Here is a 15101-nt window from a genome sequence, read left to right on the forward strand (position 1 = left end):
CTCCACCTTTTCGCTCCCACCGGGTCAACGGCCCCACGGGCCGAGCGGGTTCACGGCCGCAGGAGCCGGATCGCCGGAAGGGAGCACGGGGACCGTTCGGGGGGCGCGCTCCGCACGGACGAGAGCCCGTTGGGGGATATGACGCCCCGCGCACAGGGCCCCGCACCCCCTCCAGGGAAAGGGGTGCGGGGCCCTGGTGGCGGGTCCGGTCAGGCCAGCAGGTCGCACTGGAGGGTGACGACCTGGCGGAACGCCGTGGCCGGCACCCCGCGCGGGTTGGTCATCGTGACCACGGCCACCACGTCGGAGGCCGACACGAACGCCACCCGCGTGGTCGGCACGCCCTTGCCCGCGGTCTCCTGGGAGTCCTTGCGGGTCACCTCGATGCCCGCGACGGTGTCCCAGCCGTCGCCGGAGGCCATCTTCGCGTCGGGGGCGGCCTTGAGCTGCAGGTCCGTGCGCCCGCGGAAGTAGGTTTCCCGGGCCTCGTTCGGGGAGCCGAAGCGCAGCAGCCGGATCCGGGTCGAGGTGCCGTCGGAGGCCGTCCACTCCCGGACGGTCGCCGCGCGGCACACGTTCTGCAGCAGCAGGCCGTGCAGCCTGGCCGGGTTCTGCAGCTCGGAGCCCATCGCCTCGCAGCCCACCCAGTTGGCCGGGGCCGTCGCGCCGGGGGCGGCGGACGCGGCCGGCGCGGCGGTGGCCGAGGCGCTCGCTCCCGGGGTCGCCGGCGCGGTGTCCGAGGGCGCGGCCGACGCGGAAGCCGGGGCCGAGGCGGTGGCGGTGGGCGCGGTGGGCGACGGGAAGACCGGCGGGTTCACCGAGCCGCCGGCCTCCTTGGGGGCGGGCAGCAGCAGGTAGCGCAGGTCCGCCTGGTGCAGGCCCTTGCTGTTGTCCTTCAGGTCCGGCGCGGCCTTGCCCGAGGGCAGCGGAGGCAGCGTCAGGGGCGGGAAGGTGTAGCGGCCGTCGTTGGCGGTGGCCAGACCGGGAATGTCGGTGCGCTCGGGCGCGGTGACCGCCAGCGCGGTGCCGGTGCCCGCGATCGCGAACACCAGGACGGCGCAGCTCCACCGCACCGCGGCCCTGCGGCGCCGGGCGCGGCGGGCGGCCTGCTCCTGCGGGCTCTGCGTCGGCTCGGGCGGCGCGAACGGCGCGGGGGCCTGGCCGGCGTCGGGCTGCGGGTCGTCGATCGTGATGGCGGCCCAAGGGTTGGCGTCGTCCGCGGGGGTGACCGGGGTGACGGCGGTGGCCTGGTCGTGGGGCTCCGGCCCGGGCTGCGGCGCGGTGGCGTGGTCGGTCATGCGGAGGCTCCCGGGCTGGCGAGGCGGTCGAGCTGCAGGGTGAAGAGGCCGACGATCTTGTCCTTGGGCAGCGGTGCCACGCCCTCGACGCTCATGACCACCAGCAGGTCGCCCTCGGCGGCCGAGCACTCCAGGTAGTCGATCGGCGCGGACGGCGGGGCGGGCATCAGGTAGCAGTGCGCCTCGGGGTGGCCCGGGATCTGCGGGCCGGAGCGGAAGATGCCGGTGTCGCCGGTGAACACCGCGGTGTACTCGTTGATCCGCTGCACCTCCTGCTGGTTGAACTGGCGCAGCCGCAGCCCGACCACCAGGTTGTTGCCGTCGTTGCGGTAGGTCCGCACGCCGGTTCCCTTGACGTGCAGCCCCTCCCAGTAGGAGCGCAGCTTGTCGCGCTTGTCCTTGGGGACCTGCTGGAGCTCGGCGTCCAGCTCGTCCGAGATCTGCCCGGCGCCGATCTCGGTGTCGTTGCCGTAGCCGCCCTCGTCGGGGCCGAGTTCGAAGCCGGCCGGGACGGGCAGCAGCAGGTCGCGCAGCGAGCCGAAGTGGCTGCCGTTGGACTTCGCGCCGTACGGCGTGGGGGTGGCCGTCGGGGCGGGGGCGCCGGTGGGGCCGGCGGCCGCGGCCGGGGCGGGGTCGTCGTACCGGGTCTTGATGATGCCGACGCCGATGACCACGCCCACCAGCGCGGCGGCCACCGTCGCCGCGCCCGCGCGCAGCAGGCGGCGGGAGGCGGGGCGGGGCGCGGCGGGGGGCTGCTCGGGGGTGAACCCCGCTGCGGCGTCGGCGGGTTCGGGGGCGGCGGGTTCGGGGGCGGCGGGTTCGGGGGCGGCGGGTTCGGGGGCGGGCGTGGTGGCCGGCGTCGCGGTCACGGAGTCGTCGTCGGTCATGCCAGTCGCTCCCACTGCTGCTTGGCCAGGGCCTTGAGTTCCTCGCCGTCCACCGGCTTCGGGCTGAAGATCTCCACCTTCATCTGCACCGTGCCGCGCTGGGCCTGGGCCTGCCCGTAGTAGTACTGCTCCTCGGTGTCGGACCACTTCCTGGGCGTGAAGTCCATGCTGTAGCCGCCGTTGGCGTCGCCGGCGAAGGGCATCCAGAAGCCGGAGGCGGCCTCGGCCTCGTCGATGTGCTCGGGGGTGTACTGGGTGAGCGAGACGCGGTAGCGGGTGTCGCCCTTCATCCAGTCCACCTCGGCGGCGCGCCGGAAGCCGGAGGAGGCCAGGTCCTTGAAGACCAGGGCCGCGCCGCCCCTGCGCTCGGCGAGTTCGCCGATCGACATCCAGCCCGGCTTGTTCGGGTAGTCGCCCCAGGCGGTGCTGCCGTCGGGGGCGCTGACCAGCAGCTTGGGCAGGTCGCCCTCGATGGCCGGCGGCCCGGGCTGCGCGGCGGCGAGGGCGGCCGGGTCGACCACCTCGGCCGGGTAGGCCGGCAGGGCCACCTGCAGCGGCGGCAGGGGCGTGGGCGGGCGCTGGGCCTGGATCGCGTAGCCGGCGCCGCCACCGGCCAGGACGCCGACGGCCAGCGCGCAGACGGACAGCAGCACCGGGCGGGGGCGGCGCGGGGCGCGCGGGGCCGACTCCGGGCCGGCGGACAGGATGTCGGCGGCGTAGGGGTCCTGGTGCGGCGTCTGCTCGGCCGACGGCGCGGCGGACGGTTCGTCGGACGCCTCGGCGGAGCCGAACGGGACGGGCGGGACGGGCGGCACGGGCGGGACCGGCGGCTCGTCCGGCACCGGCGGGACGGGAGGCGCCGGCGGCACGGGAGGCGCCGGGGGTACCGGCGGCAGCGGCGGTTCGGCCGCCGCGGACGGCGGCTGCTCGGGTTCGGTGGTCACGGAAGTGGCTCCAGACAGGAGGAAGGGAGGACGACGTCGTGGGGCGGGCGCCGGCGCGGGCTCAGCCGCCGGATGCGAGCCACTCGCGCTGGCGCTTCATCAGGTCGTTGAGCAGCGCCTTGTCCGGTGTGCCCTTGACGTCGACGTCGATGGTGTACTGGACGTCACCCTGGCTGGAGACGCCGGTCATCGAGCCGGTGTACGCCTCGTGCTTGGGCGTGCGGCGGAAGCCGTGGGCGTTGGGGTCGCCGTCGATGTCGATCGGCTCCTGCGACTTGATGGTGTAGCCCTGGACGAACCTGCTGGCCGTGTCGGCGGAGCCGAAGTGCAGCAGGGTGACGGTCACTTCGGCCTTGCCGTCGGCCGTGCGGTAGGTGCGGGTCGCCCCGTCCCGGTAGCCGAGCCGGTTGAGGATGGTGTCGATGTCGTCCTGTTTGCCGAAGATCCCGGAGACGTCGTCGCGGGTCATCGGCATCCCGTCCGCGGGCCCGTAGGACTCGCCGCCGGCGGGGATCGGGAGCAGGAAGTAGCGCAGGTCGCCCTCGTGCTTGCCGTTGCTGACCGTGCCCTTGACGGTGCTGGCCGGGGCGGGCTCGCTCGGCACGACGGTCGGCACCGGGACGGCGGAGGGCGTCGCGCTCGCACCGGCGCTCGGCGAGGCGGTGGCGGTGGCGCGGGGCGCGGGCGCGGCGGCCGGACGGCTGTCGGGCTTGCCGACCGCGACGGTCACCGCGGCGCTGGCCGCGGTGACGGCGAGCAGCCCGGCGGTGGCCAGCGCGACGCCGACGGCGCGCGGCAGCCGGCGCGGGGCCGGGGCCTGGTCCGGCGCGGGTACGGGCGCGGGCGCGGGCGCGGGCAGGGGCACGGCAGCCGCTTCCGGCGCGGCTGCGGGCCCGGGCACCTCTACGGGTGCGGGCGTGGGTGCGGCGGCCGGTTCCGTCACCGCGGCAGCCGGCTCCGGCGGCGGATCGGTGAAGGCGGCGCTCTCGTTCTCGGGCGCGGACAAAGGACTCCCCCCAAAGGGAAAACGTGGGATTTCGCACGCGGGCCACCGTCGGATCCCGCTCCCCCAAGCGGCTCTCCGGACCGTCCGTCACGTGTCTCAGCAGGCATTATGAGAGTCCGATGACATTCACGCCAACAAAATCAATCGCCGCACTCCCACCCAATGCTTGACGAACCGGACGCTCCGTGATCCAACCGCAACACCGCCCCGTCGGCGGCACCAGGGTGGCCCGGTGACGGGCAGTCGGGACACGGTGCTGGTGGTGGTGCGGGGGCCGAGCGGGGCTGGCAAGTCCAGCGTCGCCGCCGGACTGCGGGCCGCGTACGGGCGCGGCCTTGCCCTCGTCGGGCAGGACCTGCTGCGGCGCACCGTGCTGCGCGAGCGCGACGTGCCGGGCGGGGCGAACATCGGCCTGATCTCCCTGGTGGCGCGGCACGCGCTGGACAGCGGCTTCCACGTCGTGGTGGAGGGCATCCTCGCCGCCGAGCGCTACGGCCCGATGCTGGCGGACCTGGTCGCCGACCACCGGGGGCGCAGCCACCTGTACTACCTGGACGTCGACTTCGCGGAGACGGTGCGCCGCCACGCCACCCGGTCGCAGGCGGCCGAGTTCTCTCCCGAGGACATGGCCGGCTGGTACCGGGAGCGGGACCTGCTGCCGGGCGGCGCCGAGCGGGTCGTCCCGCAGGACAGCACGCTGGCGGGGACGGTCGCCCGAATCCTCGCCGATACCGCGCTGACCCCGCCCGGGTGGACGCCCCGCCCCTGACGGGGTGTCGTACGGGCGCGGCTTTGGCTCCGGCTTGAGTTGGAGTGCACTCCAAGTCCTACGGTTCATGCCGTGGTCACGACCGCAAGGGCCGGGACCACGGCACGAGCACGAGTACGGGTACGAGGAGAGGACAGGCGCCATGGGTGTTTCCGCGAACGGGGCCGAGCAGCGGCAGGAGCGTTTCGACCGGGGCCTGGAGGTGCTCACCCGGGTCGACGGCGAGGGCGGGCAGCGGGTGATCGACGCGCTGGCCGACATCAATCCCGAGCTGGCCCACCAGGTCGTCGCCTGGGGCTTCGGCGAGATCTACAGCCGCCATGAACTCGCTGCGCGGGACCGCCAGTTGGTGACCCTGGGGATGCTCACCGCGCTGGGCGGCTGCGAGCCGCAGCTGGAGGTGCACATCAACGCCGCCCTCAACGTCGGCCTCACCCCCACCGAGATCACCGAGGCCCTGCTGCACTCCGCCGTCTACTGCGGGTTCCCCAAGGCCCTGAACGCGACCTTCGTCGCCAAGAAGGTCTTCGGCGAGCGCGGCCTGCTCCCGGTCGCGGCGAACTGACGCGGCGCCGGGAGCGGTGCGCGGCCGCCCGGGCTCAGAACCTGGACTCGTAGGCGAAGACGGTCTCGGCGACGGCGTCCTGCAGCGGGGTCAGGCGGTCGACGAGCTGCTGGCGGTCGGTGGAGCGGCCGTCGGCCCACTGGCCGAGGGCGGCCGCCGGTCGGGCGGGGCCGTGCCGCGTCACCCGGTCCAGCGCCGGGTGACGCGACACCTGGGGTCCGGGGGCTTCGACGGGCGGTTCGCCTTCCCCCTGTGTCCACCGGCATCGAACTGCCGGGGCGCGGGCGCTAGTTGAGGCGTTCGCCGAAGGTGCGGCGGTAGGCGCCGGGGGTGGTGCCGAGCGCGGCGTGGAAGCGGCGGCGCAGGTTGACGGCGGAGGCCAGGCCCACCCGGGCGGCGACGGCCTCCACCGGCAGGTCGGTCTGTTCCAGCAGGGCCCGGGCGGCGTCGATGCGCCGGGCCAGCAGCCACTGGCCGGGGCTGGTGCCGAGCTGTTCGGTGAAGCGCCGGGACAGGGTGCGCCCGGACAGTCCGGCGCGGGCGGCCAGGTCGTCCAGGGTCAGCCGCTCCCCCAGCCGTTCCTGGGCCCAGTCCAGCAGCGGCGCCAGCGACTCGTCCGCGCGGGCGGGCGCCGGGGCGGCGGCGTACTGCAGCTGGCTGCCCTCGCGGTGCGGGGGCAGCACCATGTGCCGGGCGACCTGCGCGGCGTAGGCGGCGCCGTGGTCGCGGCGCAGCAGGTGCAGGCACAGGTCGATGCCGGCGCCGGAGCCGGCGCTGGTGGCGACGTCGCCGTGGTCGACGTACAGCACGTCCCGGTCGACCTCCAGGGCCGGGTGCTGGGCGGCGAGTTGGGCGGTGCGGCCCCAGTGGGTGGTGGCGCGGCGTCCGTCGAGCAGTCCGGCCTGGGCGAGGACGAAGGCGCCGGTGCAGATGGAGACGATCCGGGTGCCGCGGGCGTGGGCGGTGCGCAGCGCGTCCAGGACGGGGGCCGGCGCGGGTGAGCCGGGCGGGTGCCAGCCGGGGACGACGACGGTGTCGGCGTGCTCCAGCGCCTCGAGGCCGTCCTCGACCAGCAGGGGGACGCCGAGGGTGGTGGGCAGCGGGCCGGGGGTCTCGGTGCACAGGGCGAACTCGTAGTAGGAGGGCAGTCCGGCGCGTTGGGTGCCGAAGGCCTCTGCGGCGCAGGCGAGTTCGAAGGGTGCCTGGGGTGCGCCGAGCAGGGCCACCACCCGGTGGCGGGGTGCTTCCGCGGGCGCTGTCACGGCTGCTGTCACGGGTGCGTTCCCGGCAGGGGCGGCGGCGGGTGCGTGCATGGCAGGAATGTACCCGAGGATGTCTTTGCGGACACTGGGGCGGCGGGGGTGGGGGCGGCCACAGTGGGGGCATGGACGAGAACGACGCACTGAAGACGACGTTGCTGGTCGACGACGTGGAGCCGGTGGAGGTCGGGCCGGGGATCCTGCGGCGCCGGCTGACCGCCACCGGGTACGCCCGTGCCTGGCTGATCGACTTCGAGCCGGGCAGCCGGTGGCCGGAGGTCGACGTGCACGACACCGAGGAGCGGTACTACGTGCTCAGCGGCGAGGTGATCGAGGGCGAGGAGCGCCATCCGGCGGGCAGTTACGTGGTGTTCGCGCCGGGCAGCCGGCACCGGCCGCGCACCGAGGCGGGCGCGCGGATCCTGGGGATCACCCTGTCCGCCGTCTGACGCGCGGGCCGCCGCGCGCCGGCGCGCGCCGGCGCGCCGGGGCATCGTCACGACCGGCCGCCGCGCGCCGGTCGTGACGATGTCGCGGCCTTGTCACCGTTGTGGGAGGAGGCCTGGTCACGGGGGCCGGGCGGCCCGAGGATCGGGGTCCGGGACGGTGGCGGGGCGCGGGCGCCTGGGGGGCGGGGCTGATGGGGGCGGGAGCGGTTCGGGCGGGAGTGGTCGGGGCGGGGCCGGTGCGCGGCTGCGTGGCGGTGGCCGTGGCGGCGGTGGTGGCGCTGGCGCTCGCGGGCTCGGCGGCGGTGTGGCGGTGGTCGCAGGACGATCCGGTGGGCGGGTGGCTGGGGTGGCTGTGCGCCGGGTCGGCGGCGGTGGCGCTGGCGGCGTCCGCCGTGCTGCGCGGTCGCGATCCGCAGGCGCCCGTGGGGATGGGCACGCGGGCGGTGGGGTTCCTGCTGCTGACGCTGGTCGCGGTGTTCCCGGCCGCGCAGGTCGCCGGCACCGTGCGGGAGCGGCTGGGCCGTCCGCGCAGCACGACGGCCCGGGTGACGGGCTGTCGGGTGAGCGGCCAGGAGCCGGGCGGGGAGGGCAACGGCCTGGGGGCGAAGACGTACGCCTGCACCTTCCGCTGGAGCGTGGAGGGGCGGGAGTTCGGCGCGGAGCGGCCGGAAGGGCCGTACGAGCAGGGCGAGGAGGTCACGGTGTGGCTGGACGAGCGGGGGCGGATGAGCACCGGCCGGCCGAGCCGGGTGTCGGTGCCGCTGTTCGCCGCCCCCGTCCCGTTCGCCGTGTTCGGCGCGGTGTTCCTGGGCCGCTGGGCGGCCCGGGACGCGGTGGGGTGGTGGCGCCGGGCGGCGCGGGAGTGAACCGCCGGGCCGGCTTCGCGTGGTGGCGGGCCGTCACAGCCAGCCGCGGCGGGCGGCCTGGACGCCGGCCTGGAAGCGGGTGGTGGCGCCGAGGTGGGCGAGCAGGGTGGAGACCCGGCGCACCACGGTGCGCCGCCCCAGGCCCAGGCGGCGGGCGATGGCGTCGTCGGTGGCGCCGGAGGCCATCAGGGTGAGGATGCGCCGGTCGCGTTCGTCGATGCGCAGGTCGACCCCGGCCACGGTGGCGGGCACCGCCAGGCGCCACAGCGTCTCGAAGACCGCGGCCAGGGCGTTCAGCAGCCCGGAGGGGCGCACCAGCAGCGAGACGACGCCGTCGCGGCCGTCGGCGGGCAGGGTGACGATGGCCAGGTCCTCGTCCCCGATGGCGAGTTTGAGCGGTGGCTCGTCCAGGGTGCGGGCCTGCTCCCCCGCCTCGACCATCCGCGCCATGTTCGGCCCGGCCACCGGGTCCTCGAAGGCGCAGCCCTGGTAGATCGCCCGGTAGACCACGCCCGCGGCCATCCGGCGGCGCTGCAGTGCCTCCTGGTCGAGGTAGTGGGCGCTGCTGCCGGAGTACGGCGGCACGTCGATCACCCGTACCTGGTGTCGGGCCGCCAGCTGCAGCCGGTTGCTGGCCGCCATCACCTCGGCGCGGTCCTCGACCACTTCCAGCGCGCCGTAGGTGCCCGCGTCGCGCCGGGCGTAGCGGTAGAGCCGTTCGAGTTCGTCCCCGGCCCGGCGGGCGGTGGCCTGGCGCAGGGCGTCGCGCTGGAGCACGGTCTCGACCACCCGGGCGGGCGGCAGGGCCTCCCAGCAGTGGTCGCGGTCGTCGCTGCCGTGGGCGGGGCCGAAGGCCACCGCGGCGCCCTCCTCGGCGAGGTCGCGGAGCACGGCCAGCACGGTGTCCGCGTCCAGGCCCGCCGCCGGGGCCAGCTCCTGGATCCGGGCCCGCGGCCGGGCGACCAGGCAGCGGTAGACGCGGCCGCGTTCGGAGTCCGCGTCCAGCACGTCGTGCACGGTGAGCACCCCCCTTTCGTCGCCTTCCGGCCCCGGCCCCGGGCGAGGCCGGGGGAGGCCGGAGGCCGTGGGAGGCTACCCACGGGTGTGGCGCACATGCGCCAGTGGCCCAGGTGGGCCGCCGGGCGCTCTGGCGGACGGCCCGGGCACCTCGCAAGAGTTGTCAGTGCTCAGACATTCTCTGAGTTCCGGACCAGCCCGCTGAAGGCCGAGGACGCCCATGACCCCTGCCCGGCTCCGGCGCGCCCGAGCGGCCCTCGCCGCCCTGGCCGCCTGCCTGCTCCTGCTCGCCGCGCCCGCTTCCCCGGCCGCGGCCGCCCCGGGCGCCGCGCCCGTCGAGGCGCCCGGCCCGCCGCCGCTGGCCGACGGCTTCGGCCTCACCCAGGTCGGCGCCGCCACCGGCAGCGCCACCAACTTCGTCATCACCGTCACCACCGCGCAGGTCGCCGGGGAGCACACCATCCGCATCCTGCTGCCCGCCGACTACGCCGCCCGGCCGGACAAGCGCTACCCCGTGCTGTACTTCCTGCACGGCGCCTCGGACAACCCGGCCGACCCGGCACTGGCCTACCCCGCCCTGACCGCCGCCCGGTCGATGATCACCGTCATCCCGGACGGCGGCCTGCGCGGCTGGTACACCGACTGGCTCGACCAGGGCACCGCCGCCGGGGCGCAGAACTGGGAGACCTTCCACCTCGGCCAGGTACTCCCGTTCGTCGACGCCAACCTGCGCACCCTTTGCGACCGCGCCCACCGCGCCGTCGGCGGCCTGTCCATGGGCGGCTTCGGCGCCCTGCACTACGCCCAGGACCGCCCCGAACTGTTCGGGCAGGTCCTCACCATGTCCGGCGCCGACGACCTGTCCGCCGACGAGATGATCATCCGCGGCGCCGTCGTCGCCATGCTCACCAACGTCGGCACCGTCCTGTGCGGGCCCAGCGACGGGCGCCCCTGCGCCCTGGACTACGGCCCCACCGTCTCCAGCGACGCCGTCTTCGGCAGCCCGTACCCGGTGTTCAACGCCGACTGGCGCTGGAACGCCGTCGACCCCACCGCCCGGGCCGCCCTGCTCGCGCACACCGGCATCGCCGTCTACACCGGCAACGGCGACGGCAACGCCGGCGACCTGGAGTTCTGGGCGGAGGGCACCGCCAAGCGCCTCAAGGACCGCCTGGACGCGCTCGGCCTGCCCTACCGCTACGTCGACTACGGCAACGGCGCCGGCTGGGGATCCGACTGCCACGGCGGCCACACCCCCGGCTGCTGGGCCCAGGACCTCGCGGACTACGTGCCGCGCCTGGAGGCGGCCTTCGCGGCCGCCTGACACCGCCCGCTCCCCCTCTTTTCTCCTAGGAAAGGACCCTCCGTGCCCTCCACCCCCGCCCCGGCGCGCACCGCGCCCTGGCCGCGGCTGCTGGCGACCGCCCTGGCGCTGTGCTGCGCCCTCCTGGGCCTGAGCGCCGCACCCGCCCTCGCCGCACCGGCCGCGCCGGCCCTGTCCTCCTGCGCCTCGCCGCAGCAGTGCCTGACCATCAAGTCGCTCAGCAACGGGCGCCAACTCGACGTCCAGAACGGCACCATGGGCGACGGCGCGTACATCGTCACCAACTCCGCGCCCGGCTACCACCAGTCCTGGCACCTGAGCGTCGACCCCTCGGACTTCACCTTCACCATCGTCAACAACGACACCGGCAAGTGCATCGACCTGGCCTTCTTCACCCCGGCCCTGCGCCAGCAGACCTGCGCCGGACAGGCCAGCCAGCGCTGGTTCCTGCAGCCGGCGCCGGGCTCGGACGACGCCTTCATGATCCGCCACGCGGGCGACAACACCTGCCTGGACCTGCTGATGGGCGCCAACTACGACGACGCCTGGACCGACCAGTACACCTGCAACGGCACCAACAACCAGCAGTGGTCCACCGGATTCCCGCTCGCCGCCCGCAACCTGGCCGTCGACCACGCCGCCAAGCAGTGCGAGAAGGACACCTCCACCTGCTCCTGGTCCGTGAAGAGCGAGGCCCCCGCGGCGCCGCTGCCGCGCGCCTGCGTCTCCTCGGTCTGGTTCAACAACACCAGCGGCACCGTCCAGCAGTCCTTCTCGGTCACCGACGAGAGCGGCTGGTCCAACACCATCGGAACCAGCCTGACCTCCAGCATCTCCGCAGGCGCCCCGACCGTCCTGACGGCGACCATCACCTCGGCCCTGTCCTTCACCAACGAGTGGCACGGGTCGAGGAGCGTCAACAACGCCGTCGTGGTCTCCGTCCCGCCCCAGCAGTACGGCTGGGTGACGCTGGCCGAGGTCGCCCGCAAGGTCACCGGCAGCTGGACCTTCGACACCCACGGCTTCCCGTGGACCGCCGACGACACCATCACCGTCCCGGTCACCTCGGACCCCAACGCCGGCCCGACCCTCTACATCGCCAACACCAGCCCGACGTTCACCAGCTGCGTCTGACGGAGCGTCGAGACCATGCCGCCGCCCGGTGCCCCGCGCCGGGCGGCGGCCCGGTTTCCGGCTCCGGCTACCGGCCTGCGCCACCGGCCCCGAGGAGGGCGAGCACCTCGCGCACCGCCACCTGCCCGGCCCTGCGGTAGGCGTACTCGCTGGTGTCCACGTCGTGCACCCCGGTGCGGTGCACCACGAGCGCCAACGCCACCATGGCATCCGGCAGTTGCTCCGCCAGCTCGGCGCGCACACCCTCGGCCAGCGCCGCGTGGTAGCGGGCGAGGTCCTCCTGCGAGGCGGCGCCGCCGTACACGGTGGCACCGGCGGCGACCTCCAGGTGCACGCCCTCCTCCCACGGCTCGAAGTCGACCACGGCGTCCGCGAAAGGGCCGCAGCCGCCCTGGAGGACGTAGCGGGCCCGCACCCTGCGCACCGGGCGGGGCGGGAAGGCCTCCCCTGTGGCGGTCACGGCCGTCAAGACCGGGTGATCTCGACCTTGGTGATCACCACGTCCTCGACCGGGCGCTCGCCCTCGGTCGGGGCGGCGGCGATCGCGTCCACCACGGCCTTGGAGGCGGCGTCGGCGACCTGGCCGAAGATGGTGTGCCGGCGGTTGAGGTGGGTGGGCGTGCCCACCGTGATGAAGAACTGCGAACCGTTGGTGCCCGGACCGGAGTTGGCCATGGCCAGCAGGTACGGCTTGGTGAAGAACAGCTCCGGGTGGAACTCGTCCGCGAAGGCGTAGCCCGGACCGCCCGTGCCGGTGCCGGTCGGGTCACCGCCCTGGATCATGAAGCCCTTGACCACCCGGTGGAACGTCGTGCCGTCGTAGTACGGGCCGCTGCCCGGCTCGCCGGTGCGCGGGTCGGTGTACTCCCGGGCCCCCTCGGCGAGTTCGACGAAGTTGCGGACCGTCTTCGGCGCGTGGAACGGGAACAGTTCCAGCCGGATCGGGCCCGCGGTGGTGTGCAGGGTGGCGAACCGGGCGTTGGCCACGGGTGACTCCTTCTTCGTCGGTCGTGTTCGGTACTCGGACGGAAATCCTGGCACATGGCAGGATTCGTGGCCGAACCGGTGAGGGAGAAGAGGAGTCCGTGATGGTCGGAGCGGTGCTGGTCGGGGTGCTGGTACTGGTGCTCGCCGGGTGCGGGTGCGTGGTGTGGGCCGAGCGCGGCGGCCCGCGCTGGGCGCGCGCGGTCGCGGCGCTGACGCTCGCCGCGGGCGACCTGCTGCGCAGCGCGGAGCAGCGCCGGCGGCGGCGGGAACGGCGGGAGCGGTGGCTCCTGGGCAAGGGCGGCAGCGGCGAGAGCAGCGGGGACTGAGCCTTGACGGATGACCAGCACGAGCGGGACGGGCAGGACGAGCGGGACGGGCAGGACGGGCAGGACGGGCGGGACGGGCAGCGGCTGCGCCGCGTCTTCGCGGCTGCGCTGGACGACGCCCTGACCGGGCGCGGGGTGGCGACCTGCCTGGGCCTGGACCAGGAGACCGAGGAGGCCCTGTGGGCGGTGTACGACGCCGGGTACTTCGGGGCCGGGCGGCAGGTGAGCGAGGAGCGGGTGGCGGCCGCCCACCGGGCGTTCGAGGGGCAGTTGGACGGCAGCAACGCGGCGCGGTGGCGCGAGCAGCTCGCGCACCGGTTCCCGAGCGCTGAGAACCGGCACCGAGAACGCTGAGAGCGGGCGCGTCCCGGCCCGCCGTCGTGGGGGCGGCGGGCCGGGACGCGACCGGGTGTCAGCTCTCGGCGGAGCGGCGGCGGGAGAGCGCGACCAGCGCGGCTCCGGCGGCGAGGGCCGCGGCTGCGCCGCCGGCCTCCCAGCCGAGCCCCTCGGTACCGGTGGCGGCCAGCGTGCCCGTGGTGACTCCGGTGGTGCCGGTGGCATGACTCAGGAGGCGGACGGTTCGATCTCCCCCGCGAAGACGATGATCTGGTCGATGAGGCTCCGTCGCAGATGGACGACGTCCGTTCCCGCCAGGCGGGGGCCTCCGTCAGGCGTGGTGAAGACCCACCGGTACCGGGCCCATTCGTCGGGCATGTCCACCGCTGAGCAGCGCACCATCGTGCCGGTCCCCGCCGGGTGGCGTCGGATGTCCAGCACGAACCGCTCGACCGCCGCGATTCCTTCGCTGCGACCCAACGGCCCCCAGAAGACCACGTCCGAGGTCAGGGCCTGCGGGAGAAGGGCAGTCACATAGCTGTCGTCCGAGGCGTTGAACGCGGAGATGAACGTGTCGATCGCCGAGCGTGCGGTCTCTTCCTGCATACCCCAGTAATACCAGCCGTTTCGCGTGCGCTCGCCCCACGAGCCGCCTTCCGGTCACGGTGAACCTCCCGGTCACAGCACTAGGGTGGGGCGGGTGAGCTTTCATCTGGTCGTCGGACACGGGCCCGCCGGGGCCGCCACCGCCCGCCTGCTGGCCGAACAGGGCCACGAGGTCCGGGTCGTCACCCGCGGCGGCCGCCCCGCCGGACCTGCCGTCGAAGGCATCGGGCACCTCGCCCTGGACGCGAGCGACCCCGCCCGCCTGACACAGGCCGCCCGCGGCGCCGTCGCGATCCACGGCTGCGCCGCACCGCCGCTGGCGCAGTGGGCCGCGCAGTGGCCCGCCCTCACCTCCGCGCTGTGCGCGGCGGCCGAGGACAGCGGCGCCGTGCTGGTCATGCTCGGCAACCTGTACGGCTACGGCCCGGTCGAGGGCCCGCTGACCGAGGACCTGCCGCCGGCCGCGACCGGCCCCAAGGGCCGGGTGCGGGCGGCGGGCTGGGAGCAGGCGCGGGCCCTGCACGAGGCCGGGCGGATCCGCGCCGTGGAGGTGCGCGCCTCGGACTTCTTCGGCCCCGGCGTCACCGACGGCGGCCACCTGGCCTCCCGCGCGATGCCGAACCTGCTCAAGGGCCGTCCGGTCGCCGTCCTCGGCGACCCGGACACCCCGCACAGCTGGACCTACCTGCCCGACGTGGCCCGCGCGATGGCCGAACTCGCCACCGAGGAACGCGCCTGGGGCCGCCCCTGGCACGTCCCCACCGCCCCCGCCCTGCCGGTGCGCGCCATGGTCGAACGCCTCGCCGCCGAGGCCGGCACCGGCCCCGTCGCGGTGCGCCGCCTGCCCCCCGTCCTGCTGGGCGCAGCCGGGCTGTTCTCTCCCCTGCTGCGTGAACTGCGCGAGGTCCGCTACCAGTTCGACCGCCCCTTCGTCATGGACTCCTCCGCGTACGAGGCGGCCTTCACCCTCCGGGCGACCCCTCTGGAGCAGCAGCTCGAGGCAACCGTCGGCTGGTGGCGCGAGCGGCTGCGGACGGCCTGAGGCGCGGTGGGCGACGCTCTGAGGCCCGGGGCGGTCGCGGTGGGCGGCAGGACGGCGACCGCCCGCACCCTTCGAGGACGAGCCGGACCCGGCACTGCCGAACAACCCCTGCGCCTGGCTCTCCACCGCGAGCGGGGGCACGCCCGGGCTCGGCCACCGCGGCGCGCACGCCGTGGAAATGGTGTCCGACGGCGACAACACCGTGGAACGGGTGGCGCACGTCAAGGGCCTCGCGGCTCCGATCGCCGAGCAGATCCAGGACGTTGCGCCCTGACGGCCGCTGGGC

The 15101-nt window shown here is 75.0% G+C and carries 19 protein-coding genes; 9 read left to right on the forward strand and 10 right to left on the reverse strand.

What is annotated here, in order from left to right:
* Positions 1-209 precede the first annotated feature (209 nt).
* From BOQ63_RS43065 to BOQ63_RS43080, 4 genes are all read right to left on the reverse strand, one after another.
* Positions 210-1298, reverse strand: coding sequence for a hypothetical protein (locus BOQ63_RS43065; RefSeq protein WP_037831338.1), 1089 nt, complete (start codon positions 1296-1298; stop codon positions 210-212).
* Positions 1295-2185 (reverse strand): hypothetical protein, encoded by an 891-nt coding sequence (locus BOQ63_RS43070; protein ID WP_191093524.1) that lies wholly within the window; start codon positions 2183-2185, stop codon positions 1295-1297. The genes BOQ63_RS43065 and BOQ63_RS43070 overlap by 4 nt, the downstream gene beginning before the upstream one ends.
* Positions 2182-3129: a hypothetical protein gene (locus BOQ63_RS43075; protein ID WP_150475712.1), complete on the reverse strand. Its 948-nt coding sequence runs from the start codon at positions 3127-3129 to the stop codon at positions 2182-2184. The genes BOQ63_RS43070 and BOQ63_RS43075 overlap by 4 nt, the downstream gene beginning before the upstream one ends.
* A gap of 61 nt (positions 3130-3190) precedes the next feature.
* Positions 3191-4135, reverse strand: a complete 945-nt coding sequence (locus tag BOQ63_RS43080) for a hypothetical protein (protein ID WP_030557441.1) — start codon at positions 4133-4135, stop codon at positions 3191-3193.
* A 232-nt stretch (positions 4136-4367) separates the two neighbouring features.
* Here BOQ63_RS43080 and BOQ63_RS43085 point away from each other — a divergent pair, with 232 nt between their 5' ends.
* Both BOQ63_RS43085 and BOQ63_RS43090 read left to right on the forward strand, forming a co-directional pair.
* On the forward strand, positions 4368-4904 hold the full coding sequence (locus tag BOQ63_RS43085) for an AAA family ATPase (RefSeq protein ID WP_030557440.1): 537 nt from the start codon (positions 4368-4370) through the stop codon (positions 4902-4904).
* A 142-nt stretch (positions 4905-5046) separates the two neighbouring features.
* Complete coding sequence (locus tag BOQ63_RS43090; RefSeq protein WP_030290582.1) at positions 5047-5469, forward strand: carboxymuconolactone decarboxylase family protein; 423 nt, start codon at positions 5047-5049, stop codon at positions 5467-5469.
* A 34-nt stretch (positions 5470-5503) separates the two neighbouring features.
* On the opposite strand, the gene BOQ63_RS43095 is transcribed toward BOQ63_RS43090, so the two are convergent.
* Complete coding sequence (locus BOQ63_RS43095; protein ID WP_167395865.1) at positions 5504-5680, reverse strand: hypothetical protein; 177 nt, start codon at positions 5678-5680, stop codon at positions 5504-5506.
* 76 nt (positions 5681-5756) lie between these two features.
* The gene (locus tag BOQ63_RS43100; protein ID WP_030290581.1) at positions 5757-6698 is read right to left on the reverse strand and encodes a GlxA family transcriptional regulator; all 942 of its coding nucleotides are present in this window, start codon (positions 6696-6698) and stop codon (positions 5757-5759) included.
* A gap of 155 nt (positions 6699-6853) precedes the next feature.
* On the opposite strand from BOQ63_RS43100, the gene BOQ63_RS43105 reads away from it, so the two are divergent.
* Complete coding sequence (locus BOQ63_RS43105; protein WP_030290579.1) at positions 6854-7177, forward strand: cupin domain-containing protein; 324 nt, start codon at positions 6854-6856, stop codon at positions 7175-7177.
* 191 nt (positions 7178-7368) lie between these two features.
* Positions 7369-8043 carry a hypothetical protein gene (locus tag BOQ63_RS43110; protein ID WP_150475714.1) on the forward strand — a complete coding sequence of 225 codons (675 nt, stop codon included), beginning with the start codon at positions 7369-7371 and terminating at the stop codon, positions 8041-8043.
* A 33-nt stretch (positions 8044-8076) separates the two neighbouring features.
* Here BOQ63_RS43110 and BOQ63_RS43115 read toward each other — a convergent pair whose 3' ends face one another.
* Positions 8077-9069, reverse strand: coding sequence for a helix-turn-helix transcriptional regulator (locus tag BOQ63_RS43115; protein ID WP_197698034.1), 993 nt, complete (start codon positions 9067-9069; stop codon positions 8077-8079).
* Between the two features lie 211 nt (positions 9070-9280).
* Between BOQ63_RS43115 and BOQ63_RS43120 the strand changes: the two genes are divergently transcribed.
* Together BOQ63_RS43120 and BOQ63_RS43125 are read left to right on the forward strand one after the other, a co-directional pair.
* Positions 9281-10384, forward strand: a complete 1104-nt coding sequence (locus tag BOQ63_RS43120; protein ID WP_030290573.1) for an alpha/beta hydrolase — start codon at positions 9281-9283, stop codon at positions 10382-10384.
* A gap of 42 nt (positions 10385-10426) precedes the next feature.
* Positions 10427-11518 (forward strand): RICIN domain-containing protein, encoded by a 1092-nt coding sequence (locus BOQ63_RS43125; protein WP_030290571.1) that lies wholly within the window; start codon positions 10427-10429, stop codon positions 11516-11518.
* A 67-nt stretch (positions 11519-11585) separates the two neighbouring features.
* Here BOQ63_RS43125 and BOQ63_RS43130 read toward each other — a convergent pair whose 3' ends face one another.
* On the reverse strand, positions 11586-11978 hold the full coding sequence (locus tag BOQ63_RS43130; RefSeq protein WP_143174878.1) for a hypothetical protein: 393 nt from the start codon (positions 11976-11978) through the stop codon (positions 11586-11588).
* 5 nt (positions 11979-11983) lie between these two features.
* Positions 11984-12505 carry a peptidylprolyl isomerase gene (locus BOQ63_RS43135; protein WP_030290567.1) on the reverse strand — a complete coding sequence of 174 codons (522 nt, stop codon included), beginning with the start codon at positions 12503-12505 and terminating at the stop codon, positions 11984-11986.
* Positions 12506-12606: 101 nt separating this feature from the next.
* Between BOQ63_RS43135 and BOQ63_RS43140 the strand changes: the two genes are divergently transcribed.
* Positions 12607-12831, forward strand: coding sequence for a hypothetical protein (locus BOQ63_RS43140; RefSeq protein WP_037831553.1), 225 nt, complete (start codon positions 12607-12609; stop codon positions 12829-12831).
* A gap of 3 nt (positions 12832-12834) precedes the next feature.
* The gene (locus BOQ63_RS43145) at positions 12835-13185 is read left to right on the forward strand and encodes a hypothetical protein (RefSeq protein ID WP_051747333.1); all 351 of its coding nucleotides are present in this window, start codon (positions 12835-12837) and stop codon (positions 13183-13185) included.
* A gap of 210 nt (positions 13186-13395) precedes the next feature.
* On the opposite strand, the gene BOQ63_RS43150 is transcribed toward BOQ63_RS43145, so the two are convergent.
* On the reverse strand, positions 13396-13773 hold the full coding sequence (locus BOQ63_RS43150; RefSeq protein ID WP_030290563.1) for a nuclear transport factor 2 family protein: 378 nt from the start codon (positions 13771-13773) through the stop codon (positions 13396-13398).
* A gap of 94 nt (positions 13774-13867) precedes the next feature.
* On the opposite strand from BOQ63_RS43150, the gene BOQ63_RS43155 reads away from it, so the two are divergent.
* The gene (locus tag BOQ63_RS43155; protein ID WP_150475716.1) at positions 13868-14815 is read left to right on the forward strand and encodes an NAD-dependent epimerase/dehydratase family protein; all 948 of its coding nucleotides are present in this window, start codon (positions 13868-13870) and stop codon (positions 14813-14815) included.
* Positions 14816-15101 lie beyond the last annotated feature (286 nt).

The sequence above is a fragment of the Streptomyces viridifaciens genome, assembly GCF_001888885.2.
Taxonomy (GTDB): domain Bacteria; phylum Actinomycetota; class Actinomycetes; order Streptomycetales; family Streptomycetaceae; genus Kitasatospora; species Kitasatospora aureofaciens.